At 54.1% G+C, this 26,238-nt stretch carries 25 protein-coding genes and 1 tRNA gene; 6 read left to right on the forward strand and 20 right to left on the reverse strand.

The genetic code is table 11. The features are described 5' to 3' along the window. Window positions 1–91: 91 nt before the first annotated feature. The 3 genes from M1D91_RS18945 to actS all read right to left on the reverse strand — a co-directional run bounded on the left by M1D91_RS18945 (window position 92) and on the right by actS (window position 2,173). The gene (locus tag M1D91_RS18945; protein WP_437433937.1) at window positions 92–964 is read right to left on the reverse strand and encodes a DUF6998 domain-containing protein; all 873 of its coding nucleotides are present in this window, start codon (window positions 962–964) and stop codon (window positions 92–94) included. Between the two features lie 337 nt (window positions 965–1,301). Next, a tRNA-Gly gene (locus M1D91_RS18950) sits at window positions 1,302–1,375 on the reverse strand. Between the two features lie 93 nt (window positions 1,376–1,468). Next, window positions 1,469–2,173: an amidase activator ActS gene (actS, locus tag M1D91_RS18955; RefSeq protein ID WP_437433938.1), complete on the reverse strand. Its 705-nt coding sequence runs from the start codon at window positions 2,171–2,173 to the stop codon at window positions 1,469–1,471. Window positions 2,174–2,534: 361 nt separating this feature from the next. Here actS and idi point away from each other — a divergent pair, with 361 nt between their 5' ends. Continuing rightward, on the forward strand, window positions 2,535–3,086 hold the full coding sequence (gene idi, locus M1D91_RS18960; RefSeq protein ID WP_437433980.1) for an isopentenyl-diphosphate Delta-isomerase: 552 nt from the start codon (window positions 2,535–2,537) through the stop codon (window positions 3,084–3,086). A gap of 45 nt (window positions 3,087–3,131) precedes the next feature. Here idi and lysS read toward each other — a convergent pair whose 3' ends face one another. The 5 genes from lysS to xerD form a co-directional block, all read right to left on the reverse strand. After that, window positions 3,132–4,649 (reverse strand): lysine--tRNA ligase, encoded by a 1,518-nt coding sequence (gene lysS / locus M1D91_RS18965; protein WP_437433939.1) that lies wholly within the window; start codon window positions 4,647–4,649, stop codon window positions 3,132–3,134. Between the two features lie 9 nt (window positions 4,650–4,658). Further along, window positions 4,659–5,757, reverse strand: a protein-coding gene (gene prfB / locus M1D91_RS18970) for a peptide chain release factor 2 (RefSeq protein WP_437433940.1) whose coding sequence is annotated in 2 segments (ribosomal slippage) — window positions 4,659–5,681 and window positions 5,683–5,757 — 1,098 coding nt in all. Because the reading frame shifts where the segments join, the coding sequence is not laid out codon by codon here. Between the two features lie 91 nt (window positions 5,758–5,848). Then, the gene (recJ, locus tag M1D91_RS18975) at window positions 5,849–7,582 is read right to left on the reverse strand and encodes a single-stranded-DNA-specific exonuclease RecJ (protein ID WP_437433941.1); all 1,734 of its coding nucleotides are present in this window, start codon (window positions 7,580–7,582) and stop codon (window positions 5,849–5,851) included. Window positions 7,583–7,587: 5 nt separating this feature from the next. Further along, window positions 7,588–8,301, reverse strand: a complete 714-nt coding sequence (dsbC, locus tag M1D91_RS18980) for a bifunctional protein-disulfide isomerase/oxidoreductase DsbC (protein WP_437433942.1) — start codon at window positions 8,299–8,301, stop codon at window positions 7,588–7,590. Between the two features lie 23 nt (window positions 8,302–8,324). Further along, entirely contained in the window at window positions 8,325–9,221 is an 897-nt protein-coding gene (gene xerD / locus M1D91_RS18985; RefSeq protein WP_437433943.1) for a site-specific tyrosine recombinase XerD, read from the reverse strand. A gap of 101 nt (window positions 9,222–9,322) precedes the next feature. Here xerD and fldB point away from each other — a divergent pair, with 101 nt between their 5' ends. Next, the gene (gene fldB, locus M1D91_RS18990; RefSeq protein ID WP_437433944.1) at window positions 9,323–9,844 is read left to right on the forward strand and encodes a flavodoxin FldB; all 522 of its coding nucleotides are present in this window, start codon (window positions 9,323–9,325) and stop codon (window positions 9,842–9,844) included. Between the two features lie 9 nt (window positions 9,845–9,853). On the opposite strand, the gene M1D91_RS18995 is transcribed toward fldB, so the two are convergent. Further along, window positions 9,854–10,270 (reverse strand): protein YgfX, encoded by a 417-nt coding sequence (locus M1D91_RS18995; protein WP_437433945.1) that lies wholly within the window; start codon window positions 10,268–10,270, stop codon window positions 9,854–9,856. Then, entirely contained in the window at window positions 10,251–10,517 is a 267-nt protein-coding gene (sdhE, locus tag M1D91_RS19000; RefSeq protein ID WP_437433946.1) for an FAD assembly factor SdhE, read from the reverse strand. Before sdhE ends, M1D91_RS18995 begins: the two co-directional genes overlap by 20 nt. 249 nt (window positions 10,518–10,766) lie before the next feature. On the opposite strand from sdhE, the gene ygfZ reads away from it, so the two are divergent. After that, on the forward strand, window positions 10,767–11,747 hold the full coding sequence (gene ygfZ, locus M1D91_RS19005) for a tRNA-modifying protein YgfZ (protein WP_437433947.1): 981 nt from the start codon (window positions 10,767–10,769) through the stop codon (window positions 11,745–11,747). A gap of 44 nt (window positions 11,748–11,791) precedes the next feature. Here ygfZ and trhA read toward each other — a convergent pair whose 3' ends face one another. Together trhA and yqfB are read right to left on the reverse strand one after the other, a co-directional pair. Beyond that, entirely contained in the window at window positions 11,792–12,451 is a 660-nt protein-coding gene (gene trhA / locus M1D91_RS19010; RefSeq protein WP_437433948.1) for a PAQR family membrane homeostasis protein TrhA, read from the reverse strand. A gap of 159 nt (window positions 12,452–12,610) precedes the next feature. Continuing rightward, the gene (yqfB, locus tag M1D91_RS19015) at window positions 12,611–12,922 is read right to left on the reverse strand and encodes a N(4)-acetylcytidine aminohydrolase (protein ID WP_437433949.1); all 312 of its coding nucleotides are present in this window, start codon (window positions 12,920–12,922) and stop codon (window positions 12,611–12,613) included. A 52-nt stretch (window positions 12,923–12,974) separates the two neighbouring features. Here yqfB and M1D91_RS19020 point away from each other — a divergent pair, with 52 nt between their 5' ends. Both M1D91_RS19020 and M1D91_RS19025 read left to right on the forward strand, forming a co-directional pair. After that, entirely contained in the window at window positions 12,975–13,703 is a 729-nt protein-coding gene (locus M1D91_RS19020) for a MurR/RpiR family transcriptional regulator (protein WP_437433981.1), read from the forward strand. 119 nt (window positions 13,704–13,822) lie between these two features. Beyond that, window positions 13,823–15,256: a 6-phospho-beta-glucosidase gene (locus tag M1D91_RS19025; RefSeq protein ID WP_437433950.1), complete on the forward strand. Its 1,434-nt coding sequence runs from the start codon at window positions 13,823–13,825 to the stop codon at window positions 15,254–15,256. A 351-nt stretch (window positions 15,257–15,607) separates the two neighbouring features. Here M1D91_RS19025 and M1D91_RS19030 read toward each other — a convergent pair whose 3' ends face one another. From M1D91_RS19030 to M1D91_RS19065, 8 genes are all read right to left on the reverse strand, one after another. Further along, the gene (locus M1D91_RS19030; protein WP_437433951.1) at window positions 15,608–16,351 is read right to left on the reverse strand and encodes an SDR family oxidoreductase; all 744 of its coding nucleotides are present in this window, start codon (window positions 16,349–16,351) and stop codon (window positions 15,608–15,610) included. A gap of 70 nt (window positions 16,352–16,421) precedes the next feature. Continuing rightward, window positions 16,422–19,295, reverse strand: a complete 2,874-nt coding sequence (gene gcvP, locus M1D91_RS19035) for an aminomethyl-transferring glycine dehydrogenase (protein WP_437433952.1) — start codon at window positions 19,293–19,295, stop codon at window positions 16,422–16,424. A gap of 123 nt (window positions 19,296–19,418) precedes the next feature. After that, entirely contained in the window at window positions 19,419–19,808 is a 390-nt protein-coding gene (gene gcvH, locus M1D91_RS19040) for a glycine cleavage system protein GcvH (protein WP_437433953.1), read from the reverse strand. A 25-nt stretch (window positions 19,809–19,833) separates the two neighbouring features. After that, complete coding sequence (gene gcvT / locus M1D91_RS19045; protein ID WP_437433954.1) at window positions 19,834–20,928, reverse strand: glycine cleavage system aminomethyltransferase GcvT; 1,095 nt, start codon at window positions 20,926–20,928, stop codon at window positions 19,834–19,836. Between the two features lie 421 nt (window positions 20,929–21,349). Next, a complete protein-coding gene (gene ubiI / locus M1D91_RS19050; protein ID WP_437433955.1) occupies window positions 21,350–22,552 on the reverse strand; it encodes an FAD-dependent 2-octaprenylphenol hydroxylase in 1,203 nt (400 codons plus the stop codon). Between the two features lie 28 nt (window positions 22,553–22,580). Then, on the reverse strand, window positions 22,581–23,759 hold the full coding sequence (gene ubiH / locus M1D91_RS19055) for a 2-octaprenyl-6-methoxyphenyl hydroxylase (protein ID WP_437433956.1): 1,179 nt from the start codon (window positions 23,757–23,759) through the stop codon (window positions 22,581–22,583). Continuing rightward, window positions 23,756–25,072 carry a Xaa-Pro aminopeptidase gene (gene pepP, locus M1D91_RS19060; protein ID WP_437433957.1) on the reverse strand — a complete coding sequence of 439 codons (1,317 nt, stop codon included), beginning with the start codon at window positions 25,070–25,072 and terminating at the stop codon, window positions 23,756–23,758. Before pepP ends, ubiH begins: the two co-directional genes overlap by 4 nt. Before the next feature lie 24 nt (window positions 25,073–25,096). Continuing rightward, window positions 25,097–25,675 (reverse strand): YecA/YgfB family protein, encoded by a 579-nt coding sequence (locus tag M1D91_RS19065; protein ID WP_437433958.1) that lies wholly within the window; start codon window positions 25,673–25,675, stop codon window positions 25,097–25,099. Between the two features lie 214 nt (window positions 25,676–25,889). Here M1D91_RS19065 and zapA point away from each other — a divergent pair, with 214 nt between their 5' ends. Beyond that, window positions 25,890–26,219 carry a cell division protein ZapA gene (gene zapA, locus M1D91_RS19070; RefSeq protein ID WP_437433959.1) on the forward strand — a complete coding sequence of 110 codons (330 nt, stop codon included), beginning with the start codon at window positions 25,890–25,892 and terminating at the stop codon, window positions 26,217–26,219. The last annotated feature ends 19 nt before the right edge of the window (window positions 26,220–26,238 follow it).

The raw sequence follows: 26,238 nt of genomic DNA on the forward strand, positions 1-26,238 counted from the left end.
AATATAGCGTAATCCAATGGGTTTATTAACAAAAACTTGATGCACTGTAGGACGATTTAATAGGAGGAACTACAACGTTTTACAAATCGCTTCACTCCAGAAAGCTGATAAGTTTTCGCGCGTCATTTCTGACAGAATCTTGTATTCGCCCAGAGCCAGCGATCAATGTCAAAGCTTCAATAGTTAAACCATCCCTGATCACCTTTCGCGCTTTACTGAGACGACTCAGGCAACTTTTTTCTGTATACCCCTCACGTGAGTGCATTTGTTCTATGATGTCAGCGCTTGATAAATTTGGATCGGCAAAATGATGGAAGTATTTTACAAAACATTCCATCCCGATAGCCTTAAGGAGTCCGGCCAGCGTAACACTGCTCGTTATCTTCTCCGGTTGATTCAACACCTCTTCCATTGATTCGGGTGCAGGTATTTGCATTGACACTTTATTGGCCGAAGCTGAACTCCTGACAACCAACTCTTCTTTGATGGAACTAACACGAGGATCAGTAAGAATTGCGCCCTTGAGGTTAATGATATGTGCGTTAACGTGGACGCTATGCCGAGCGTAATCTCGTATTACTTCATGTGGGATTTTGTAGGCTTCAAAGATGTTGTAAGTTTCATCGAAAATAACGGCTATCAAATAATCAAAATCGGCTGCCTCATAGTTACGCAATGCGCTTAATAGCCGGGAAGTATTATCTGGCGTGACTCTTCTTGCTTTGATCTGCACTCTCTTACCATCAGTGTCGATGGCATCAGCACCAGCAGATGAATTGCTAAGAAGAGTCATACCGAATGCCTTAGAAACCAGCCATTCAGCATAGTCACCTACAGGATTGTTCTTGGTGCGAATGACGCCTCTAAAACGCAACTGGGTTAAAATTTCGGAATGAAGCGACAGTAATTCGAGATCACTCAGCGATGTCAGAAAACCATATGATATTAAATGATTATTTTTCAAAAGCACTCTCTACTACTGAAATGAAACGCTACCGTAACGACATCGTAAAGCACCCGCATTTTGATGTTTCAATGACGTTTATAGAAGAGTAATACTGACTCAATGGAAATTCTCATTCTACCGAAGAATACTCATTGATACAGCTGCCGGAATGTATGCGCTAACGTCTCTTTCCCGGTTTGTCCCATCGCACTGCCGGAACAATGCCCCGGTTACTGTCAATATGGGGCTTTGGCCAAATGGGCCATCGGCTGCGCCACTACGCTGTAGGGAGACCCTGAGTGCCGGAACAAAGAAATGAGAAAAATATCGAGGAATGAACAGGTCAGGGAAAAGCTGGAGCGGGTGAAGGGAATCGAACCCTCGTATAGAGCTTGGGAAGCTCTCGTTCTACCATTGAACTACACCCGCTTCGGTGTGTGACAGGCATTATAGACCTAACTCGCTGCCTGGCAAGACATTAAGCGACTAACTGACTATTAATTAGTCGCTTAACGTCAGGCGTTAGCATTTTGGCGGACTTCCCTGCGGCGGCAGATAACGCAGTGGGTCGATAGCCGTGGCCTTGTAGCGCAACTGGAAGTGCAGCCGGACTGAATCGCTATCGGTACTGCCCATCGTGGCAATTTTCTGACCAATCTTCACGCTTTCGCCATTATTTACCAGGATAGTGTCATTGTGTGCATAGGCCGTGATGTACTCTTCGCTATGCTTGATCATGATGAGATTTCCGTAACCACGGAGCTGATTGCCGGCGTAGACCACTTTTCCGGCCCCGGCAGCGTAGATGGCCTGCCCGCGTGGCCCTGCAATATCAATGCCTTTATTGCCCCCCTCCGAGGTGGTGTAGCCCATGACCACCTTACCCGCAGCTGGCCAGCGCCAGCAGCGTTGACCTACCGGAGGCCATGAGGATTGCGGCACCGCAGAGGACGGCACGACTTTGGCGGTTCGGGTCGAACCTTTCCCGGAGGACGATTTTGACGCCCCGTTGTATTTCAGCCGCTGCCCCACTTCGATGGTATAAGGCGGAGAGATGCCGTTCAGCCTCGCCAGCTCGCTGACGCTGGTACCGGTCTGTCGGGAAATTTTATACAGCGTGTCCCCACGTTTTACCGTATACACATCGCCGGACGATTTGCTACCGGAACACCCCGCAAGCAGCAGGGCAATAACCAGACAGCTGGCAATGTGAAAAGGGCTTCTCATCAGGCTTCCTGCACGCACAACCGATCCTCAGTGAAAATAAATGGCGTCTTAGTTTAGCAGCCCGCGACGGGATGCCAACCTTTCCGTGCTATTCAGCGCAAAGGAATAGCCCCGGTCGGTGATGCTCATTATTTCCCGCAGCCGGTCCCAGCAGCCACTGTTACCCTTGCCAGATGAAAACCGGCAGGCTGAAAACGAATGGTGGCTGGCGCTGCGGTTTCGGCCCTGTACGCCACACGCTTTACCCGGGAGTGGGATATAATGTTTTTGCCCGGTGGCGCTGGATTACCGGGCGTAGAGTTATTCAGGCACGTAGGCTGGCAACGCTCAGCGCCATTCGGTTTTTGGTACTGGAGCCATGATGAGCATTCAAGAACACGTTATTTTACTGAACGAGCAGGGACAGGAAATCGGCATACTGGAGAAGTACGCCGCCCACACCTCAGAGACGCCACTGCACTTCGCCTTCTCCTCATGGCTGTTCAACGCCAGGGGCGAGTGTCTGGTGACGCGGCGTGCAATGAGTAAAAAAGCCTGGCCTGGCGTCTGGACCAATTCCGTGTGCGGTCATCCCCAGCGTGGTGAAACCGTCGAGCAGGCGATGGTGCGCCGCTGCCGTTTCGAAGCCGGGGTGGAGATTGCGGGCATTACCCCTATCGCGCCGGGCTTTCGTTATCGCGAGACTGACCCCTCCGGCGTCATGGAAAATGAAATCTGCCCGGTCTTTGCCGCCCAGGTCATGACTCCTGTTGCGATAAACGCTGACGAGATCATGGAATACCAGTGGGTGGCCCTGGACGCTCTACTGACAGCGCTCGACAACACTCCCTGGGCCTTCAGCCCGTGGATGGCCCAGGAAGCGGCCAGTGCCGGAGAGGCGCTTCGCCAGTTCTCTTTACGCATCAGGCAATAAAAAAGCCCCGCGTTTTCACGCCGGGGCTTGTTCACATCAGAAGACTTATTTTACCGGGCGCATCGCCGGGAAGAGGATCACGTCACGGATGGTGTGGCTGTTGGTGAACAGCATAACCATACGGTCGATACCGATACCCAGACCGGCGGTCGGCGGCAGACCATGTTCCAGTGCGGTTACATAATCTTCGTCGTAGAACATTGCTTCGTCATCGCCCGCATCTTTCGCGTTAACCTGATCCTGGAAGCGCTGTGCCTGATCTTCTGCATCATTCAACTCGCTAAAGCCGTTACCGATTTCACGGCCACCGATGAAGAATTCGAAGCGGTCAGTGATTTCCGGATTGACGTCGTTACGGCGCGCCAGCGGAGAAACTTCTGCCGGATATTCGGTGATGAAGGTTGGCTGGATCAGATGCGCTTCAGCCACTTCTTCGAAGATCTCGGTCACGATACGGCCCAGACCCCAGCTCTTCTCAACCTTGATACCAATACTTTCAGCAATGGCTTTCGCTGAGTCGAAGTTATCCAGATCGGCCATGTTAGTTTCCGGGCGGTATTTCTGAATAGCTTCACGCATGGTCAGTTTTTCGAACGGCTTGCCGAAATCGAACACTTCATCACCATACGGAACTTCGGTTTTGCCCAGAATGTCCTGCGCCAGGGTGCGGAACAGAGATTCGGTCAGCTCGATCAGATCTTTGTAATCCGCATACGCCATATAGAGTTCCATCATGGTGAACTCAGGGTTGTGGCGCACAGAGATGCCTTCGTTACGGAAGTTACGGTTGATTTCGAACACACGATCGAACCCGCCGACCACCAGACGCTTGAGGTACAGTTCCGGCGCGATACGCAGGTACATGTCCAGATCCAGAGCGTTGTGATGGGTGATGAACGGACGCGCAGAGGCGCCGCCCGGGATCACCTGCATCATCGGCGTTTCCACTTCCATAAAGTCACGGTTCACCATGAACTGGCGGATGCCGGCCATGATTTTAGAGCGCACTTTAAAGGTATTGCGGGATTCATCGTTGGAGATGAGGTCAAGGTAGCGCTGACGGTAACGCGCTTCCTGATCCTGCAGGCCGTGGAATTTGTCCGGCAGCGGGCGCAGGGCTTTGGTCAGCAGGCGCAGCTCGGTGCAGTGAATGGAGAGTTCGCCGGTTTTCGTCTTGAACAGCTTACCTTTCGCGCCGAGGATATCGCCAAGATCCCACTTCTTGAACTGCTCGTTATAGATGCCTTCCGGCAGATCGTCACGCGCAACGTACAACTGAATACGGCCGCCGACATCCTGCAAGGTTACGAAAGAGGCTTTACCCATAATGCGGCGGGTCATCATGCGGCCCGCAACGGCCACTTCGATGTTCAGCGCTTCCAGCTCTTCGTTTTCTTTGGCGTCGAAGTCAGCGTGCAGTTGGTCAGAAGTGTGGTCACGACGAAAATCGTTCGGGAACGGCAGGCCCTGCTCACGCAGGTGTGCCAGCTTCTCGCGGCGGGTTTTCAGTTCATTATTGAGATCGACTGCCGCGTCGGCGCCCGGTGCGTGTTGTTCAGACATGTTGGTTCCTCATAACCCTGCTTTCAAACTTGCTTCGATAAATTGATCCAGGCTACCGTCCAGCACCGCCTGCGTATTACGGGTTTCAACACCGGTACGCAGATCTTTGATACGGGAGTCGTCCAGGACATACGAACGAATCTGGCTGCCCCAGCCGATGTCGGATTTGTTATCTTCCATCGCCTGCTTCTCGGCATTTTTCTTCTGCATTTCCAGCTCATAAAGCTTCGCTTTCATCTGCTTCATGGCCTGGTCTTTGTTTTTGTGCTGAGAACGGTCGTTCTGGCACTGCGTTACCGTGTTGGTCGGGATGTGCGTAATACGCACCGCCGACTCGGTACGGTTAACGTGCTGACCGCCCGCACCGGATGCGCGGTAGACGTCAATGCGCAGGTCCGCCGGGTTGATATCGATATCAATATCGTCATCCACTTCCGGGTAAACAAACGCGGAGCTGAATGAAGTATGACGACGACCACCTGAGTCAAACGGACTCTTACGTACCAGGCGATGAACGCCGGTTTCGGTACGCAGCCAGCCGTAGGCGTAATCGCCAATGATCTTAATGGTCACGGATTTAAGGCCCGCGACCTCACCTTCTGATTCTTCGATGATTTCGGTTTTGAAACCGCGGGCTTCGGCCCAGCGCAGATACATGCGGGTGAGCATACTCGCCCAGTCCTGCGCTTCGGTGCCGCCAGAACCGGCCTGAATATCCAGGTAGCAGTCGGCGTTATCGTACTGACCAGAGAACATACGACGAAACTCAAGCTGCGCCAGCTTCTCTTCCAGCACGTCGAGTTCGGCAACGGCTTCGTTGAAGGTCTCTTCATCTTCCGCTTCAACCGCGAGATCCAGCAGACCGGAAACATCTTCCAGCCCCTGACTCATCTGATCGAGGGTGTCTACAATAGCTTCGAGGGAGGAACGCTCTTTACCCAGCGCCTGTGCGCGTTCAGGTTCGTTCCAGACGTCCGGCTGCTCCAGCTCGGCGTTTACTTCTTCAAGACGCTCTTTCTTGGCATCGTAGTCAAAGATACCCCCTAAGAACGTCGGAGCGCTCTGTGAGGTCTTGAATGCGGTTTTTTACCGGATTGATTTCAAACATGGTCTGTTTTCTTTTAATGGACTTGTCAAAATGCGGTCATAAGGGCGGAATTGTAGCGGATCCACGCCCTTATTAGTAGAGATTACTGGCGCTAAATTGGCCAGAGATTTTCAATGATCAGTTGCACGCTGCGGTTGCCGCGAAACTCGTTCACGTCCAGTTTGTAAGCGGCTGTCACCTGTCGCACACCATTATCCGGCCAACAGGTGGTATCGACATTAAAAGCAATGCCATCAAGCAGTGGCCCACCGCCAACCGGCTCCAGCATCACTTTCAGATGGCGCTCGCCCACCAGCCGTTGTTGCAGAATACGAAATTCACCGTCGAAGGTCGGTTCGGGGAACATCTGACCCCACGGACCCGCCTCACGCAGCATCTCGGCTATCTCCAGCGTCATCTCCTGGGGTGCCAGCGGGCCGTCAGAGAGAATTTCACCCTGAAGCAACGATGGATCCAGCCACTCGGTGACCAGTTCACCAAAACAGCGCTGGAACTCTTCAAAACGCGATGTTTCCAGCGACAGGCCCGCCGCCATCGCATGACCACCAAACTTGATCATCAGGCCAGGGTAAAGGGTATCCAGACGCTCCAGCGCGTCCCGCATGTGCAAGCCCTGAATGGAGCGCCCTGACCCCTTTAGAGTGCCTTCACCGGCTGGCGCAAAGGCAATGACCGGGCGGTGAAAACGCTCTTTAATACGTGAGGCCAGAATACCCACCACGCCCTGGTGCCAGTCGGGATGGTACATCGCCAGGCCACCCGGCAGCGTGTCACGACTGCGCTCAAGTTTTTCACAAAGCATCAGCGCTTCCGCCTGCATCCCCTGCTCAATCTCTTTGCGGGTCTGGTTGAGGGCATCCAGTTCGCTTGCCAGCACGCGAGCTTCCCCGAGGTTTTCACTTAACAGCAGGGCTACGCCGACGGACATGTCATCCAGTCGCCCGGCGGCGTTCAGGCGCGGCCCCAGCGCAAAGCCTAAATCGCTGGCCGCCAGCTTTTGCGCATCGCGATTGGCAATTTCCAGCAGGGCTTTAATACCGGGGCGGCATTTTCCTGCACGGATGCGACTCAGGCCCTGCCAGGTGAGAATGCGGTTATTGGCATCGAGTGGCACCACATCGGCCACGGTACCGAGCGCTACCAGATCGAGCAGTTCGGCCAGGTTTGGAATTGCGATACCCCGGCTTTCAAACCAGCCGTTGTCGCGCAAAAAGGTACGAAGCGCCAGCATCAGATAAAACGCCACGCCCACCCCCGCCAGCGATTTCGACGGGAAATCACACTCGCGCAGGTTGGGGTTAATAATGGCCTCCGCCTCCGGCAGGGTGTCGCCTGGCAAGTGGTGATCGGTAACCAGCACCGGGATCCCCAGTTGATGGGCGCGATCAACACCCGCATGAGAGGAGATGCCGTTATCAACGGTTAGAATGAATTGCGCGCCGCGGGCATGGGCCTGATCCACCACTTCCGGGCTCAGGCCATAACCATCTTCAAAGCGGTTCGGCACCAGATAAGCGATGTTCTCGCCGCCCAGCGCACGTAACGCCAGTACGCTGAGCGCGGTGCTGGTCGCACCATCTGCGTCAAAATCCCCGACCACCATAATGCGCAGACCTTCACGCAGGGCGTTGTAGAGAACCTCAACGGCTTTGTCTATCCCGTGCAGGCGCTGCCAGGGCAGCATACCTTTTACGCTCCGCTCCAGATCGCTTGCCTGACATACGCCGCGACTGGCATATAAACGACGTAATAACGGGTGCAAATCCGCCGGAAGCGCCGTGGTATCATTCGCTTCGCGGCGGCGAAGATGTATTTCAGATTTCACTGGCGTTATTTACCGCTGGTCTGTTTCTGATGCTCATCGAGGAAGGCTTTAAGCTCTTTCGGCCCCTGGTAACCCGGTACGACATAGCCGTTACTTAACACCATCGCCGGCGTACCGTTTACGCCAAACTGCACGCCCAGCGCGTAATGGTCGGCAATGTCCACATCGCAGCTGGCCGGTTTTACCCCTTTGCCGCCCATTGCGTCATCGAAAGCTTTGTTGCGATCTTTAGCGCACCAGATGGCTTTCATATCCTGCTCAGCCTGGCTTTCCAGCCCCTGGCGCGGGAAGGCCAGGTAACGCACGGTGATCCCCAGCGCGTTATAGTCGGCCATCTCTTCATGCAGTTTGTGGCAATAGCCACAGGTGATGTCGGTGAAGACGGTGATAACGTGTTTTTCCTGCGGCGCTTTATAAACAATCATCTCTTTTTCGAGCGCGTTAAGATGCGTCATCAGCAGCTTGTTGGTCACGTTGACCGGCTGCGCGCCGCTCACGTCATACATCGGCCCCTGGATGATGTGTTTACCATCTTCAGTGACGTAAAGCACACCGCCGTTGGTAAGCACCGTTTTCAGCCCCGCCACTGGCGCGGGCTGAATATCTGAGCTCTGCACGCCCAGTTTTGCCAGTGACGCTTTGATTGCTGCATCATCAGCATGTGCAACCCCGGTCAGCGCGGCGGCCATCAGGGTCAATGCGATAAAACCTTTTTTCATAACAAATCCTTAGTAACCAGCCATCAGGCCCGAGGGTGATGCTGTTGATGAAGCTGTCGCAGTCGCTCTGTCGCAACGTGCGTATAAATCTGGGTGGTGGAGAGATCGCTGTGGCCAAGTAACATCTGTACCACACGTAAGTCTGCACCGTGATTGAGTAAATGCGTAGCGAACGCATGACGCAAAACGTGCGGTGAGAGCTTTTCGCTGTCAATACCCGCCAGTTGCGCATAATACTTAATGCGATGCCAGAAAGTTTGCCGCGTCATCTGCTGCGCGCGCTGGCTCGGAAACAGAACATCATTTGAGACCCCGTTGAGCAGCCAGGGGCGGCCGTGCTGGAGCCAGGTTTCAACCCAGTACACCGCCTCTTCGCCCAACGGCACCAGCCGCTCTTTGTTCCCTTTGCCGATCACGCGTACCACGCCCTGACGCAGGCTGATGTCACTCATGGTCAGCCCCACCAGTTCAGAAACACGCAAACCGGTGGCGTAAAGCACTTCCAGCATGGCTTTATCGCGTAACTCCAGTGGTTGGTCAATGGCTGGCGATGCTAACAAGCGATCAACCTGCGCTTCACTCAGATCCTTCGGAAGACGCTGGGGCAGTTTCGGTGATGCCAGCAGCGCGCTGGGATCGTCCTGACGAAATTTCTCCCGATATAAATGCTGGAAGAAACGACGCATCGCACTCAGCAAGCGCGCCGAGCTGGTCGCTTTGTAGCCTCCTGCCATTCTTTCAGCAAGTAATGCTTGTAAATCCTCTGCTTGCGCGTCTTGCAGACTCAGTTCACGATGATGCAGCCACTCGACCAGCCCCTGAAGATCGCGACGATATGCGCTGAGCGTATTTTCTGAGAGATTACGCTCAAGCCAGAGGGCATCAAGAAACTGTTCGATGCGTGCGAGATCCTCTTCCATCCCAACCTCTCCTTCATTCGTGTCGTTGCATTATGCCTGATTGCCACCTGATTCTGGTACACTGCTGGCAAAGACACATCCAGAATTGAGACGTTTACGTTATGAACATCGGTCTGTTTTATGGCTCCAGTACCTGCTATACCGAGATGGCGGCAGAGAAAATCCGCGACATCATTGGCCCAGAACTGGTGACCTTACACAACCTTAAAGATGACGGTCCTGAGCTGATGGAGCAGTATGACGCGTTAATCCTCGGCATTCCGACCTGGGATTTTGGCGAGCTGCAGGAAGACTGGGAAGCCATCTGGGACAAGCTCGATACCCTTAAACTGGAGGGTAAAATTATTGCGCTTTACGGTATGGGTGACCAGCTTGGATACGGGGAATGGTTCCTGGACGCGCTGGGCATGCTCCATGACAAACTGGCGCCACGCGGGGCAAAATTTGTCGGTTACTGGCCAACCGAGGGCTATGAGTTTACCAGTGCCAAGCCCGTCATTGCCGACGGTCAGCTTTTTGTTGGCCTGGCACTAGATGAAACTAATCAGTACGATCTCAGTGATGAGCGCCTGCAAAGCTGGTGCGAACAAATCCTGCTGGAGATGGCTGAACAGTTCGCCTGATGAAGGCTGTTAGTTCTGTCCCTGCGCCGACTGTTGCGAAATCATTCGGCGCAGATCGCGCCACTCCTGCGCATCCATACTGTCCGCTGCGAGCCATAAATGCTGCCGACGCCTCTCTTTACTTCCCCGCAAACGCACCATCATCCCGGTACTCAGCATCCAGGGCGTGCCGACAATCTCCCACTCCATACCCTGCCAGCGCAGACGGGAATCCATTAGCAGTTTAATTTCACCCTGACAGGCATTGATTCGGCGCTGACTTCGCACGCAGTCAAACACCACCAGCGACAGTAACAACAGCCAGAGTGGCGTGTAACTTAATGGCCAGGGGACCAGCAATACAAAGGCCGCCATCAGACCATGAAGGAGTAAGGAAAGCCATTGTGAGCGCCATGAGACGCGTAAATCAGATTGCCACAGGACCACGTTCCCGATTCCGTGTTTGAATTAACTGTACCATCCGTTGCAACTCGCTATCCTGCGGTTTGCCGTGATTCATAAGCCAATTAAATAAGTCTGGATCATCACTTTCGAGAAGACGTACAAAAACGCGCTTATCGTCGTCGCTTAGCGAATCATATTCATGCTCAAAAAAAGGCATGATAGAAATATCAAGTTCACGCATTCCGCGTCGGCATGCCCAGTGAATACGGGCTTTGTTGTTAATATCCATTTCTGATTCCTGCATAGCCGCGATGGGAATCCATTGTAACGTGTTTTTAATCATCCATTAGCGGAATATTTTGATTTACGAGGAGACTTCCGGAATAAGTCTTAGAGTTGTAAACCATTACCTCTTTTTACGTGGCACCTCGCAACGCGTTATTAGCGCACAAATCGCCTGTTTTTATCGCTTGCAATGATGGATGGCTCTTTTACCATTATGTGATGACACCGCGTCAGGCTAATCAGGATACTATTTATGGCTTTTACTCCGTTTCCTCCGCGTCAGCCGACCGCCTCTGCGCGTTTGCCGCTGACACTCATGACCCTTGATGACTGGTCCTTAGGCTCCATTACGGGTGCGGACAGTGAAAAATACCTGCAAGGGCAGGTAACCGCTGATGTGGCGGCTCTGGCTGAAGATCAGCATCTGCTGGCCGCGCACTGTGATGCGAAGGGCAAGATGTGGAGCAACCTGCGCCTGTTCCGTAAAGAAGACGGGTTTAACTGGATTTTGCGCCGGAGCATAGCAAGCGACCAACTGACCCAGTTAAAGAAATATGCTGTCTTCTCGAAGGTCGTCATCGCCCTTGATGATGAAAAAGTCCTGCTCGGCGTGGCCGGTTTTCAGGCACGGGCCGCTCTGGCAAATCTGTTCACACAGTTGCCGGATGCGGAAAAACAAGTCATTCGCGAAGGCGAGACCACCCTGCTTTGGTTTGCACATCCGGCTGAGCGTTTTCTGCTGGTTACCGATACCGCCACGGCTGAGCGCGTGACCGACGCGTTGCGCGGTGAAGCACAACTTAACAACAGCCAGCAATGGCTGGCGATGAACATTGAAGCCGGGCAACCCGTAATTGACGCCGCCAACAGCGCGCAGTTCATTCCACAGGCAACGAATATTCAGGCGCTGGGCGGCATTAGTTTTAAAAAGGGCTGCTACACCGGTCAGGAGATGGTCGCCAGAGCGAAATTCCGTGGTGCCAACAAGCGTGCGCTGTGGTATCTCGCGGGCAATGCCAGTCGCGTGCCCGACGCCGGGGAGGACCTGGAGATGAAAATGGGTGAGAACTGGCGACGTACCGGTACGGTGCTGGCAGCGGTACAGCTGGATGATGGGCGCGTTCTGGTGCAGGTGGTGATGAATAACGACATGGAGCCCGACAGCGTGTTCCGCGTGCGTGATGACGCCAACACCCTTGCTATCGAGCCACTGCCCTATTCACTGGACGAGTAAGTTTAGCTGCCGGGCGACGGCTTCGCCCTGCCCGGCCATCTTGCTTAAACCTGCCCCACGTACAGATATATCGCCAGAAAGTGGCACACGCAGCCTCCCAGCACAAAGCCATGCCAGATAGCATGATTATAGGGAATGCGTTTACAGACGTAGAAAATCACGCCCAGCGAATAGACCACACCGCCCAGGGCCAGCAGCGTGACTCCGCCAACAGAAAGTCGGGTTGCCAGCTCATAAATCACTATCAATGACAGCCAGCCCATCGCCAGATAGGTGACAAGCGACAGGACCTTGAAGCGATGCGCGATGGTCAGTTTAAACAGGATCCCAAGCAGGGCCATGCTCCAGATCACGACCATCAGTCCACGTGCTAACGGCGAATCCAGGCCAACAAGCAGAAAAGGGGTGTAGGTTCCGGCAATCAGTAAGTAAATGGCACAGTGGTCGAATTTTTTCAGCCACCCTTTCGCCCTTTGATGGGGAATGGCGTGATAAAGCGTTGAGGCCAGAAACAGCAAAATCATGCTGCCACCATAGAGACTGTAACTGGTGATCGCCAGCGTACTGGCATTGCTGTCTACCGCCTGCACCAGCAAAAGCACCAGTCCGACAATCCCAAACACCAGCCCGATGCCATGACTGATGCTGTTGGCTATTTCCTCAGCCAGTGTATATCCCTGCGCGATAAGTGGTTTATCCACCATGATTGACTCCGGGAAAACGCGAATGAAACATTGCGTCTATAGAGTAACTGAGAATGGTTTCAGTGCACACCTGTTCGCTTAAATAATTTTCATAAAAATACAAACCTTTTAAAATCAATATTTTATATTTGCAAATTAAACTTACACATGTAATTTATTTCAAAGGCATTCAAAATCAATGACATAAAAATTATTCTGCCCGGGGTAAATCTCACTAATCACCTGTTTAAGCTCTGCAAGTGTCATATTCTCTTGTTCAGCATGCTGCAGGGTGAGGGTATCAAGGGTGACAGAAGAGACCGCATTCACCCGGATAGTGCAAAAATAGACATTGTCTTCATAGCGCCCTACCCGCAGAACCTCTCCCACCTTAAAATGTGATTCCGTTTCATCACGAATCGTAATGGTTTTGCGTCCGGCCAGTATGTCGCGCTCAAAGCGTGTAAAAAAGGTAATGTCGTTCGACTGCATGGTATTATTCCCTGATGAGAAATCTGATAAGTGAGTACCAGACACCGTGAGTATGTTCTCCCACGCCGCCATTGCCAGTCTCAACAATCTTGAGATGATGGTCTACAACTATGTCGTCAAAAACCGTGACAAAGTGATGTACATGACTATCCGTGAACTGGCCGACGGCGCAGGCGTCTCCACCACCACGGTGCTGCGCTTCTGCCGCAAACTGCACTGCGAAGGTTATTCCGAATTTCGCGTGCGCTTTAAATTATATTTAGAGCAGAATGAACCTCAGCAACCTAATTTCGGCGCAAGCGAAATTATTAGTTTTTTTAAAAGCGTCAATAACGATGATTTTGATATTCTTTTGGATAAGGCCGTTGAAATAATATTATCATCAGAACGCATTATATTTGTTGGTGCAGGGACTTCCGGTGCGCTGGCTAAATATGGCGCGCGATTTTTTTCAAATATTGGAAAGTTTAGCAACCATATTGATGACCCTTATTTTCCGGTCACTAATGATATGGCAAGAAATGCGCTGGCTATTGTGCTTTCCGTCTCTGGCGAAACGGAAGAGATCCTGCGTTTCGCCAGCCAGTTCAGCCTTCACCACTGCAAAGTGTTGTCGATAACCAGCCACGAACACTCCCGTCTGGCGAAGCTCGCCGACTTCAATCTCTCCTGGCATGTCCCCCAAACCCGCATTGCCGGGGTGTATGATATTACGACTCAGATCCCGGTCATTTATATTCTTGAATCTCTTGGCCGCAAACTGGCGAGAAAAATAGCATAAAAAAACATGCTGTTTTTTTGATGTAACAAATTACCGCTGCGGTAATTTGTTATATCGTGACATTTTTATTCCCTTTGTTAGACTCGAGCGCAGAAATTAATTAAGCGGGACGAGCGATAATGAAAAAACTAACCTTACCAAAAGATTTTTTATGGGGCGGCGCGGTTGCTGCGCATCAGGTTGAAGGCGGCTGGGATAAAGGCGGTAAAGGCCCGAGTATCTGTGATGTACTGACCGGTGGCGCACACGGCGTACCGCGTGAAATTACTCAGGACGTCATCGAAGGGAAATACTATCCGAACCACGAAGCCGTCGACTTCTACAGCCACTACAAAGAAGACATCAAACTCTTCGCTGAGATGGGCTTCAAATGCTTCCGTACCTCCATCGCCTGGACCCGCATCTTCCCGAAAGGGGATGAACTGCAGCCGAATGAAGAAGGTCTGAAATTCTATGATGATATGTTTGACGAGCTGCTCAAATATAACATCGAACCGGTTATCACCCTCTCACACTTCGAGATGCCACTGCATCTGGTGCAGGAGTACGGCGGCTGGACTAACCGTAAAGTCGTTGATTTCTTTGTTCGCTTCGCTGAAGTGGTCTTTGAACGTTATAAAACCAAGGTCAAATACTGGATGACCTTTAACGAGATCAACAACCAGCGTAACTGGCGCGCACCGCTGTTTGGCTACTGCTGTTCCGGCGTGGTCTATACCGACCATGAAAATCCGGAAGAGACCATGTACCAGGTGCTGCACCACCAGTTTGTGGCAAGCGCGCTGGCGGTGAAAATTGGCCACCGCATCAACCCGGAGATGCAGATTGGCTGCATGCTGGCGATGGTGCCGTTGTATCCGTTCTCCTGCAAACCAGAAGATGTGATGTTTGCTCAGGAATCCATGCGTCAACGCTACGTCTTCACCGACGTGCAGTTGCGTGGTTACTACCCTTCCTACGTGCTGAATGAGTGGGAACGCCGTGGCTTCAACATTCGGATGGAAGCCGGTGACGAGCAGGCTCTGCGCGAAGGCACCTGCGATTACCTGGGCTTCAGCTACTACATGACCAACGCAGTGAAAGCTGAAGGCGGTACCGGTGATGCTATCTCTGGCTTCCAGGGCAGCGTGCCGAACCCGCACGTGAAAGCCTCTGACTGGGGCTGGCAGATTGACCCGGTAGGCCTGCGTTACGCACTTTGCGAACTTTACGAGCGTTACCAGAAACCGCTGTTCATCGTAGAAAACGGTTTTGGCGCTTACGATAAAGTGGAAGAAGATGGCAGCATCAACGACGACTATCGTATCGATTACCTGCGTGCTCACGTTAAAGAGATGGTGGAAGCGGTCACTTATGACGGCGTAGAGCTGATGGGTTATACCCCGTGGGGCTGCATCGACTGCGTCTCCTTCACCACCGGTCAGTACAGCAAACGCTACGGCTTCATCTATGTGAACAAGCACGACGACGGCACCGGCGACATGTCCCGTTCCCGTAAGAAGAGCTTTGACTGGTATAAAACCGTGATCGCCAGCAACGGCGAGAGTATCTGACCGGGATTTCCTCATTGTGACCTTCACCCGACAGGTTGAGGGATCCCCATAAAAAATACGAGCACGGGCAGTCCCCTCTCCCCTCTGGGGAGAGGGTCAGGGTGAGGGGAAACATGCGGCTCTGAGGGCATTCCGTTCATCTTATGTTCCTTGCTTCTCTGTCACACCAGAACCCGTGAACGTGCCAGGGCGATAACTGTTTTATTCTCATTGCACATAGATATCGCTGCAAAATCTCATATTACTCACGATTTCTCAGCCCCTTCGGAGGAGAAACCCTTCGGCGCGGTACTGGCTCAACCGATTTCCCCCTCGTTCGTTTGCAAGAAGGCCGGAGTGAGGCACTGCCGCTTACTTCCCGCCCGCCAGTTCAATAAAGCTTCCCGTTACATAGGACGCTTTCTCGCTTAGTAGCCATACAATGGCCTGCGCCACCTCTTCCGGCTGGCCGCCGCGCTGCATCGGCAAAGAGGCTTTAACCCGATCCACTCGACCCGGTTCACCGCCGGATGCATGCATATCCGTATAGATAAATCCCGGACGCACACTGTTCACGCGAATGCCCTGTGCCGCCACTTCAAGCGAAAGCCCGGTGGTAAGCGTGTCCATCGCCCCTTTTGAAGCCGCATAGTCGACATACTCCCCCGGCGATCCCAGCCTGGCACCAGCTGAGGAGACGTTCACAATCGCGCCGCCCTGCCCGCCATGCTGGCGCGTCATGCGTTTGATGGCTTCGCGGCAGCAGAGAAAAGTGCCCGTCACGTTGGTCCGCAATACCTGGTTGATACGCTCTGCCGACAGTGCTTCCACACGACTTTGGGTAAACAGAATGCCGGCGTTGTTCACCAGTGCGGTAAGGGGCTCTCCCTCTTGATCAAGACGCTGAAACATTGCCACAACCTGCGCTTCATCGCCAATATCCGCCTGCACTACAAACGCCCTGCCCCCTGCAGCCACAATTGCGTCTGCCACCGACTGCGCAGCCTGTGCATTCTGTTGATAATTCACCGCCACCGTATAACCTTCAGCGCCAAGTTGTAATGCCGTTGCTTTGCCAATCCCCCGACTTGCGCCGGTCACCAGTGCAATTGCCACTTTTCATTCTCCCAATAAAAAAGCCGGGTGCAGCAAACACTGACCCGGCCAGAAGTATAGTGTGATTTATTTACTGATAGTCACTCATCGGCACGCAGGAGCAGAACAGATTGCGGTCGCCGTAGACGTCATCCAGACGCTTCACCGTCGGCCAGTACTTGTTTGCCACGCCCGCAGGGAAGACCGCCAGTTCTCGGCTATACGCATGGCTCCACTCCGCCGCCAGTTCGTTCTGGGTATGCGGCGCATTGACCAGTGGGTTGTCTGTCAGCGACCACTCCCCTGCTTTCACACGCTCAATCTCTGCGCGGATCGCCAGCATCGCGTCGATAAACCGATCCAGTTCAGCTTTGCCTTCTGATTCCGTCGGTTCAACCATCAGGGTGCCGGCAACCGGGAAGGACATGGTTGGCGCATGGAAGCCGTAGTCGATGAGGCGCTTGGCGATATCCAGTTCGCTGATACCGGTCTCCTCTTTCAGCGGACGAATGTCGAGAATACATTCGTGAGCCACATGCCCGTCACGCCCCGTATAAAGTACCGGGAAGGCTGCTTTCAGGCGGGCGGCAATGTAGTTGGCATTCAGAATGGCAACGGAACTGGCTTGTTTGAGCCCTTCAGCCCCCATCATGCGGATGTACATCCAGCTGATCGGCAGAATAGAGGCGCTGCCAAAGGGGGCCGCAGAGACCGCGCCCTGGCGGGTCAGCATACCTTCTATCTGTACCACGCTGTGTCCTGGAACGAACGGAGCAAGGTGAGCTTTCACCCCGATTGGCCCCATACCCGGACCGCCACCGCCGTGTGGAATGCAGAAGGTTTTATGCAGGTTAAGGTGGGAAACGTCTGCGCCGATAAAGTCCGGTGACGTGATCCCCACCTGCGCGTTCATGTTCGCGCCGTCAAGATAAACCTGACCGCCATACTGATGCACGATGTCGCACACTTCACGGATGGTCTCTTCGTACACACCGTGTGTTGAGGGGTAGGTCACCATAATGCAGGAGAGGTTTGCCCCGGTCTGTTCCGCTTTCGCACGCAGGTCGGCCAGATCGATGTTGCCGTTTTTGTCGCACGCGACCACCACAACCTGCATGCCCGCCATCTGAGCAGAGGCCGGGTTGGTGCCGTGGGCAGAACTCGGTATCAGACAGATATCACGGTGGCCTTCGTTACGGCTTTCATGGTAGTGACGGATCGCCAGCAGGCCCGCGTATTCCCCCTGCGCGCCGGAGTTAGGCTGCATACAGAGCGCATCGTACCCGGTCAGTTTTACCAGCCAGTCGGAGAGCTGGTTGATCATCTGGTGATAACCTTCCGCCTGTTCTGGCGGGCAGAAGGGATGTAATTCCGCAAATTCCGGCCAGGTGATGGGGATCATTTCCGCTGCGGCGTTCAGCTTCATGGTGCAGGAGCCCAGGGGGATCATCGCCTGGTTGAGCGCCAGATCTTTGCGCTCCAGAGCGTGCATATAACGCATCATTTCAGTTTCGCTGTGATAGCGATTGAATACCGGGTGGCTCAGGATGGCATCGTCACGCAGCATGGCGGCAGGCACCGAGCGGCTGTCATGAGCGACGTCTTTGTCCAGCACATCGATGTCCAGTCCGTTTGCATCGCCCAGTACCACCGCGAACAGCGCCTGAATATCGGCACGCGTGGTGGTTTCATCCAGGGTGATACCCACGGCGTTGATAGTATCGCTGCGCAGGTTGATCTCTGCGGCTTGTGCACGTGCCAGTACGGCGGCTTTATCCGCCACCTCCACACACAGGGTGTCGAAGTAGTGAGCATGACGCAGCTTCAGCCCTTTTTGCTGCAGACCTGTCGCCAGAATGTCGGTGAGACGGTGGATACGACCGGCGATTCGCTTCAGGCCAATCGGGCCATGATAAACCGCATAGAGGCTGGCGATATTGGCCAGCAGCACCTGTGAAGTACAGATGTTGGAGTTCGCTTTTTCGCGACGGATATGCTGCTCGCGGGTTTGCATCGCCATGCGTAGCGCCGTATTACCCGCCGCATCTTTCGAGACACCGATGATACGGCCTGGCATCGAGCGTTTGAATTCATCTTTTGCCGCAAAGAAGGCCGCATGCGGGCCACCGTAGCCCATCGGCACGCCAAAGCGCTGTGCGGAGCCGAAGACGATATCGGCACCCTGTTTACCCGGCGCCGTTAACAGCACCAGCGCCATAATGTCGGCCGCCACGCTCACGACCACTTTGCGGGCTTTCAGTTCGGCAATCAGCGCGCTGTAGTCATGCACTTCCCCGGTGGTCCCCACCTGTTGCAGCAGCACGCCGAAGACATCCTGGTGATCCAGCACTTTGTTCGCCTCATCAACGATGACGTCAAAGCCAAAGGTTTCAGCGCGGGTGCGTACCACATCCAGGGTTTGCGGGTGAACATCGGCGGCAACGAAGAAGCGGGTGGCCCCCTTAAGCTTACTGACGCGTTTGGCCATCGCCATTGCTTCAGCAGCCGCAGTGGCTTCGTCCAGCAGTGAGGCAGAGGCGATATCCAGCCCGGTTAAATCTAAAGTCACCTGCTGGAAATTAAGCAGTGCTTCCAGACGACCTTGAGACACTTCCGGCTGATAAGGCGTATAGGCGGTATACCAGCCGGGATTCTCCAGCATATTGCGCAGGATAACCGGCGGTAACTGCACGGCGGTGTAGCCCATGCCAATATAAGACTTAAAGCGCTTGTTGCGACCGGCAATCGCTTTCAGCTCCGCAAGCGCCGCGAACTCGGTAGCGGCCTCTCCCACCTGTGGCGGCGTGGCAAGCTGGATGTCTTTCGGGACAATCTGGCCAATCAGATCCTGTAATGAATCCGCACCAATGGTGTTCAGCATCTCCTGCTGCTGCTGAGCATCCGGCCCGATGTGACGTTCAATAAAAGCGCCACGGTTTTCAAGCTGGCTTAAAGTCTGTGTCATGAGCGATGGTTCCTGAAACGTGCAGTGAATTAAGTGTTCCCTCGCCCTTTGGCAGAGGGTTAGGGTGAGGGGAAGGTTGGCACCTCACCCGGCCCTCTCCCAAAGGGAGAGGGCGAAAAGCGATTACTCGTCTTCTAACAGTGCGGCGTAGGCGGTTGCATCCAGCAGCGCATCAACTTCCGTTTCGTCACTGGCTTTGATTTTGAAAATCCAGCCTTCGCCATACGGCTCGCTATTCACCAGCTCCGGAGAATCACTCAGCGCATCGTTTACTGCAACAATCTCACCGCTTACTGGCGCATAGATGTCAGAGGCGGCTTTTACCGATTCGGCAACAGCACAGTCGTCGCCCGCGGCAACGGTCGCGCCCACTTCAGGCAGGTCGACAAACACCATATCGCCCAGTAACTCCTGCGCGTGCTCGGTAATACCGACGGTATAAGAACCGTCCGCTTCTTTGCGCAGCCACTCATGCTCTTTGCTGTATTTCAGTTCTGCAGGTACGTTGCTCATCACAAAATCTCCAAATAAGAATGAATCACGCGACGGCTTTGCCAGCGCGTACAAAAACAGGTTTGGTCACTTTGACAGGCATTTCACGGTTACGGATCTGGACGATGGCCGTATCACCAATCCCCGCCGGCACGCGCGCCAGTGCAATACTGTAGCCAAGGGTTGGCGAGAAGGTTCCGCTGGTTATCACACCTTCCTGCGCGTTACCGTGTACATCGGTAAAACGCACCGGGAGTTCGTTGCGCAGCACCCCTTTTTCGGTCATCACCAGGCCGACCAGCTGTTCGGTGCCCTTCTCGCGTTGGGCTTCAAGCGCTTCACGTCCGATAAAGTCACGCCCGGCTGGTTCCCATGCGATGGTCCAGCCCATATTGGCTGCCAGCGGTGAAACGCCTTCATCCATCTCCTGGCCGTACAGATTCATGCCCGCCTCCAGACGCAGTGTGTCGCGAGCCCCCAGACCACATGGCCTGACGCCAGCGGCAACCAGCGCCTGCCAGAAATCTGCGGCTTTCTCATTCGGCAGCGCAATTTCATAACCCGCTTCACCGGTATAGCCCGTGGTGGCAATAAACAGATCGCCGGTTTCAACGCCAAAGAAGGGCTTCATGCCTTCAACGGCGTGTCGCTGCTCGTCGCTGAACAGCGTGGCAGCTTTGGCCTGCGCATTTGGCCCCTGAACGGCAATCAGCGACAGATCATCACGGACGGTAAGGTCGATGGCAAAAGGTTCGGCGTGTTGGGTTATCCAGGAGAGATCTTTTTCGCGGGTGGCGGAGTTTACAACGAGGCGGAAATAATCTTCGGTAAAGTAATAAACGATGAGGTCATCAATAACGCCACCTGAGGCATTTAGCATTCCGCTGTAGAGCGCTTTGCCAGGTTGGGTAAGTTTTGCGACGTCGTTGGCCAACAGATAACGCAGGAATTCGCGGGTGCGGCTGCCCCGAAGATCGACAATTGTCATGTGCGAGACATCGAACATACCGGCATCGGTTCGCACCGTGTGGTGCTCATCTATCTGCGAACCATAATGCAGTGGCATCATCCAGCCGTGGAAATCCACCATGCGGGCGCCGCACAGCGTATGTTGTTCATATAAAGGTGTCTGCTGAGCCATCTTTTCCTCGTCGAATAAGCGGGGCTATAACGTTGTCCCGGGGCGAAAAAATCACCGCACGAGAGCGCATCAACACCACTTCAGGTTGCCGACGCAAACGTTCACTTTTGCCTGAACTTATCACCGAAAGCGGCGCTTAACCATAAGAGAAAATGGGTCATCAGATTAGCTTATGACCATTTTCGCCAGGAGCATCGACAGAATATTATTCCGTTAAAACAGGAATCATGAAGAATTAAGAAAGTCTGTCAGACTCGAAACCGCCAATAGGCAGTTGTTAGCGCTTTAAAAACGATATTTTTCCCGAATCCGAAAAAACAAGACATGAGAATATCTAATCTGAAAAATGCGGTGAAATTAGAATTTTTCAAATGAGGCGGTGGGTTCCCTTTCCGTTACCGGAAAGGGAAATGTGACGGAGTTAACGTAACCACTCCGGGAGATCGTTTAAGCCCATTGCCTGGCGCAACAGCTGCGGTTTAACACCCGGAAGCGTGTCGGCCATTTTGAGGCCGATATCGCGCAGCAACTTCTTCGCCGGATGGGTGCCGGTGAAAAGCTCACGAAAACCCTGCATTCCTGCGAGCATTACCGCCGCGCTGTGCTTGCGGCTACGCTCATAGCGACGCAGATACATATGCTGACCAATGTCTTTCCCCTGGCTATGCAAACGGCGCAACTCGGTAATCAGCTCCGCTGCATCCATGAAGCCAAGATTTACCCCCTGACCGGCAAGAGGATGAATGGTGTGAGCAGCATCGCCCACCAGCGCGAAGCGGTGACCGGCAAACTGGCGCGCGTAGCGACCGGTCAGCGGGTAAATCTGCCGCTCGCTCTCAACGCGGCACAACCCCAGACGATTATCAAATGCAACGCAAAGCGCCTGGTTAAACTCATCATCACTGAGCTTCTGCAGCCTGTCAGCCTGTTCGGGGGGAAGAGACCAGACAATCGAGCAGAGATGCGGGTCCGCCAGCGGCAAAAAAGCAAGAATACTTTTATCATGGAAGACCTGACGCGCCACCCCTTCATGAGATTCTACGGTGCGGATGGTCGCGACCATCGCGTGGTGGCCATAATCCCAGAAGGTGAGTGGAATGTCCGCTTTGTTGCGCAGCCAGGAGTTCGCGCCATCAGCGCCAACCACCAGACGAGCAGTAAGCATATTGCCGTCCTGAAGCGTGATAAAGGCTTCATTCTCGCCCCACGCTACCTGCTGCAATGCCGCCGGAACCGTCAGCGTGACGTCAGAACACTGCTGCGCCTTCTCCCAGAGTGCCTGCTGAATAATGCCGTTCTCGACGATATGCCCGAGATGACTGTAGCCCAGACTCGCATCGTCAAACGCAATACGCCCGAAGCTGTCTTTGTCCCACACTTCCATGCCGTGATAGCAGCTCACCCGACGAGCGGTAATAGCTGACCAGACACCCAGACGGGAGAGGAGTTTTTCACTGGCAGCGTTAATGGCTGACACGCGAAGCTGTGGCGCGTCTTCATCATGAACCGGCACGGGCGCCTGCTGCTCCAGTACGGCTACGCGCAGACCACTCCCCTGCAACCCACACGCCAGCGCCAGCCCGACCATGCCGCCGCCAACAATTGCCACATCAACACTTTGCACACTTCGCTCCAGAAGCCTGAGTCAGGCCTTAACGCGCCACCCAACCAAGGGTGCGCTGCGCCAGCGCATCACGCGCCGGGGTAAATAATTCCATTGCCATCAATCCCGCGTTACGCCCCACGACCAGGGGTGCCCATTGGTTAGCAAACAGATGCACTAATCCATCTGTCACCCCGATGGTCGCCAGCTTGTCGGCGTAACGGCGATCGCGGTAACGCGTAAGAACCGAATATCCGCCCACATCGTTTTGGGCACTCCAGGCTTCAGCCACCGTTTCTGCGAGCGTCATGACATCCCGCATACCCAGGTTGAACCCCTGCCCCGCGATGGGATGAAGCGTCTGGGCAGCATTACCGACCAGGACGGTACGGTGGGAAACAGGTGACGAGGCAGTCGTCAACGCCAGCGGATAAGCACTGCGTGCACCGGCATGCACGATTTTGCCGAGTCGCCAGCCAAAGGCCTTTTGCAGCTCGTGGCAAAATTTCTCATCACTCCAGCTCAATACGCTGTGCTCTTTTTCCAGAGGATGACACCACACCAGCGAAGAGCGGCCCTGAGACATAGGAAGCATAGCCAATGGCCCGTGAGAGGTGAAACGTTCGAACGCGCGCCCCTGATGCGCCAGCGCAGTGGTGACATTGGCAATAATGGCTACCTGCTGATAAGGCACCTGATGCCAGTGAATACCACACTGCGCCCCCAGCGCCGAACGGGAGCCGTCTGCCGCCACCAGCAAACTGCCGTTAATCACCTCGCCCTCATCCAGCGTTACGCTGACCTGCTGCTCGTCGCGCGTAAAGCTCCTGACCCGGGCCGGGCAGTGCAGCGTGACGCCAGGCGCACGCCGCAGAAGTGAAAACAGGGTCTGACCGACATCATGCAGCTCGACCACCTGTCCGAGAGCCTCGATACGATAATCCTGCGCGCTAAGGGTCACAAAACCCGCATGCCCGCGATCGCTGACGTGCACCGTGGTAATCGGTGTGGCGTTTTTCGCAATATGCGACCAGATCCCAACGCGCGCGAGCTGCTGGCAGGTGCCTGCCGCCAGCGCAATGGCGCGGGCGTCAAAACCAGGATGATGGTTGGCCTCGGGCGCACGAGCCTCCACCAGATGCACGGGCAGGCGCCCTTTGGTTAAGTGTGAGATGGCCAGCGCAAAGGTCGCGCCCGTCATGCCGCCACCGACAATAATCACGCTCATAAGTGACGTGCCGCCGCCATTAAGGCCTCAATATCATCCGCACGCTTGACGACACTGGCAGTGAGGTTTTCATTGCCGTCTTCGGTAATGACGATGTCATCTTCAATACGAATACCGATGCCTTTGTAGGCAGCAGGTACGTCAGCATCGGGTGAGATATAAAGGCCGGGTTCAACGGTGATAACCATACCGGGCTCAAGCACACGGGAGCGCTCCTGTCCGTAAACGCCGACATCATGGACATCCAGACCCAGCCAGTGGCTCAGGCCATGCATAAAGTAGGGACGATGGGCATTTTCTGCGATCAGGATTTCAATATCGCCGTGCAGAATCCCAAGCTTAACCAGCCCGCGAATCATGATGCGCACCACCTCGCCGGTCACCTCCTGAATGGAAGTACCGGGGCGAAACAGGCGTAGTGCTGTTTCAAGGGATTCCAGTACGATGTCATAGACTTCACGCTGCGCCGGGGTGAATTTGCCGTTCACCGGGAAAGTACGGGTGATGTCACCGGCGTAGCCCTGGTATTCACACCCGGCGTCAATCAACACCAGATCGCCATCGCGCATGACGCTCTCGTTTTCGGTGTAATGCAGAATACAGCCGTTTTCCCCGGCACCGACAATGGTGTTATAGGAGGGAAAACGCGCGCCGTGGCGGTTAAACTCGTGATGAATTTCACCTTCGAGCTGATATTCATACATGCCAGGCCTGCAGGCTTGCATCGCCCGCGTATGGGCCAGCGCAGAAATTTCACCGGCGCGGCGCATCACGGCGATTTCTTCGGGAGATTTAAACAGGCGCAAATTGTGCACAATGGGTCGCCAGTCTGTCAGCGTACCTGGCGCCGTCAGATTTTGTCGCGAGCCTTTACGCAATGTGTCGAGCGCGGCGAAGAGGATGTCATCAGCATAAGCATATTCGCCCTGAGCGTGGTAAACCGTATCCAGACCATTCAGCAGCGCAGGCAGGTGCTTACCGATTTCAGGGAACGGCAGCGCTCTGTCAACCGCCAGCTTTTCTGGCGCGGCCTCCTGGCCCAGACGGCGGCCAAACCAGATCTCCGCGTTTTTATCCCGAATACGGTTGAACACCACGCTGTGGTTGTGAGTGTCATCACTTTTGATCAGCACCAGCACCGCTTCCGGTTCGTTAAAGCCAGTGAAGTACCAAAAATCGCTGTTCTGCCGATAGGGATATTCACTATCGGCACTGCGGGTGGCTTCCGGTGCTGCAAAAACAAGCGCCGCGCTGGCGGGGGCCATTTGCGCAAGCAAGGCCTGACGGCGACGGAGAAACTCAGGCTGTGTCATGACACCTCCAGTAGACGAGACACATTAATGCAGGGTAGGTTTACGCACTTCAGGAGCCGTAGGTTGCTGGCGTGTGAATGAATCATGGCACAGCAGCGCGGCGACACGTACGTATTCAATTATCTCTTCCAGAGACATTTCCAGCTCTTCCTGATCTTCCTCTTCGTCGTAACCGAGTTGCGCGATGTTACGTAAATCATCAATCGCTTCGCCCGTTTCGCCGGTCACTTTATCCAGTTTTGGCTGCGTGACGCCAAGCCCCAGCAGGAAGTGGTTTACCCAACCGGCAAGGGCATCAGCACGATCGAACACGCTGACATCATCACCATTAGGTAAATAGAGCTGGAAGAGAAAACCATCATCTTCCAGTGAGTCGCTGGTCGCGGCATGCATATTGCGCAAGGCCTCGGCAAGCTCATGACCAAACGCCAGACCTTCGTTGGTGAGGTCATGTAACATCGGCTGCCAGCTGGCGTCGCCGTTGCCACCGCACAGCATGCCGGCAATCAGTCCATGCATCTCGGCGGGGATAAGTCCCACGCCCTGTTGGTTGAGTAACTTACCAACATCGTTGTAACCAGGTATTTCGTTCTGTATAGACATTCGCATTCGTCGCCGTTGGGGAGAATATTCATGGTATGCTACCACTTTGGACCCTGGTGATATACCCGTCGTACTTCACGTTACATGCGTTTGCATGTACTTAAAGGTATAGCAAAGAGCTTGAATCCTCTCTCCAGGGTGGCTATAGTGACGCCCCTTCGCAGCCTGGACTCGGTTGCGAAGGCAGAGCGCAGTCAAACAGCAGGAAGGTGGCATGTCTGCACAACCCGTCGATATCCAAATTTTTGGCCGTTCACTGCGAGTGAATTGCCCGCCTGAACAGCAAGATGCGTTAAATCAGGCCGCGGAGGATCTGAATCAGCGGTTGCAAGATCTGAAAGTTCGCACTAGAGTCACCAATACTGAGCAGTTAGTCTTTATCGCAGCGTTGAATATTAGCTACGAACTGGCTCAGGAAAAGACGAAAACCCGTGACTACGCCTCCAGCATGGAACAGCGTATTCGGATGCTTCAACAGACCATCGAACAGGCATTGCTTGATCAGGGTCGCATATCCGACAGACCGGGTCAGAAGTTTGAATAACACTTCAGGGTCTACTATG

The organism is Enterobacter sp. SA197 (assembly GCF_054131575.1).

Coding starts and splice junctions, on each gene's coding strand:
- gcvT (WP_437433954.1), bottom strand. CDS start 20,928: ATGGCTCAGCAGACACCTTTATATGAACAACATACGCTGTGCGGCGCC.
- M1D91_RS19025 (WP_437433950.1), top strand. CDS start 13,823: ATGAAAAAACTAACCTTACCAAAAGATTTTTTATGGGGCGGCGCGGTT.
- fldB (WP_437433944.1), top strand. CDS start 9,323: ATGAACATCGGTCTGTTTTATGGCTCCAGTACCTGCTATACCGAGATG.
- dsbC (WP_437433942.1), bottom strand. CDS start 8,301: ATGAAAAAAGGTTTTATCGCATTGACCCTGATGGCCGCCGCGCTGACC.
- xerD (WP_437433943.1), bottom strand. CDS start 9,221: ATGGAAGAGGATCTCGCACGCATCGAACAGTTTCTTGATGCCCTCTGG.
- idi (WP_437433980.1), top strand. CDS start 2,535: ATGAGCATTCAAGAACACGTTATTTTACTGAACGAGCAGGGACAGGAA.
- M1D91_RS19065 (WP_437433958.1), bottom strand. CDS start 25,675: ATGTCTATACAGAACGAAATACCTGGTTACAACGATGTTGGTAAGTTA.
- sdhE (WP_437433946.1), bottom strand. CDS start 10,517: ATGGATATTAACAACAAAGCCCGTATTCACTGGGCATGCCGACGCGGA.
- actS (WP_437433938.1), bottom strand. CDS start 2,173: ATGAGAAGCCCTTTTCACATTGCCAGCTGTCTGGTTATTGCCCTGCTG.
- ygfZ (WP_437433947.1), top strand. CDS start 10,767: ATGGCTTTTACTCCGTTTCCTCCGCGTCAGCCGACCGCCTCTGCGCGT.
- lysS (WP_437433939.1), bottom strand. CDS start 4,649: ATGTCTGAACAACACGCACCGGGCGCCGACGCGGCAGTCGATCTCAAT.
- gcvP (WP_437433952.1), bottom strand. CDS start 19,295: ATGACACAGACTTTAAGCCAGCTTGAAAACCGTGGCGCTTTTATTGAA.
- gcvH (WP_437433953.1), bottom strand. CDS start 19,808: ATGAGCAACGTACCTGCAGAACTGAAATACAGCAAAGAGCATGAGTGG.
- zapA (WP_437433959.1), top strand. CDS start 25,890: ATGTCTGCACAACCCGTCGATATCCAAATTTTTGGCCGTTCACTGCGA.
- ubiH (WP_437433956.1), bottom strand. CDS start 23,759: ATGAGCGTGATTATTGTCGGTGGCGGCATGACGGGCGCGACCTTTGCG.
- trhA (WP_437433948.1), bottom strand. CDS start 12,451: ATGGTGGATAAACCACTTATCGCGCAGGGATATACACTGGCTGAGGAA.
- pepP (WP_437433957.1), bottom strand. CDS start 25,072: ATGACACAGCCTGAGTTTCTCCGTCGCCGTCAGGCCTTGCTTGCGCAA.
- yqfB (WP_437433949.1), bottom strand. CDS start 12,922: ATGCAGTCGAACGACATTACCTTTTTTACACGCTTTGAGCGCGACATA.
- M1D91_RS19020 (WP_437433981.1), top strand. CDS start 12,975: ATGTTCTCCCACGCCGCCATTGCCAGTCTCAACAATCTTGAGATGATG.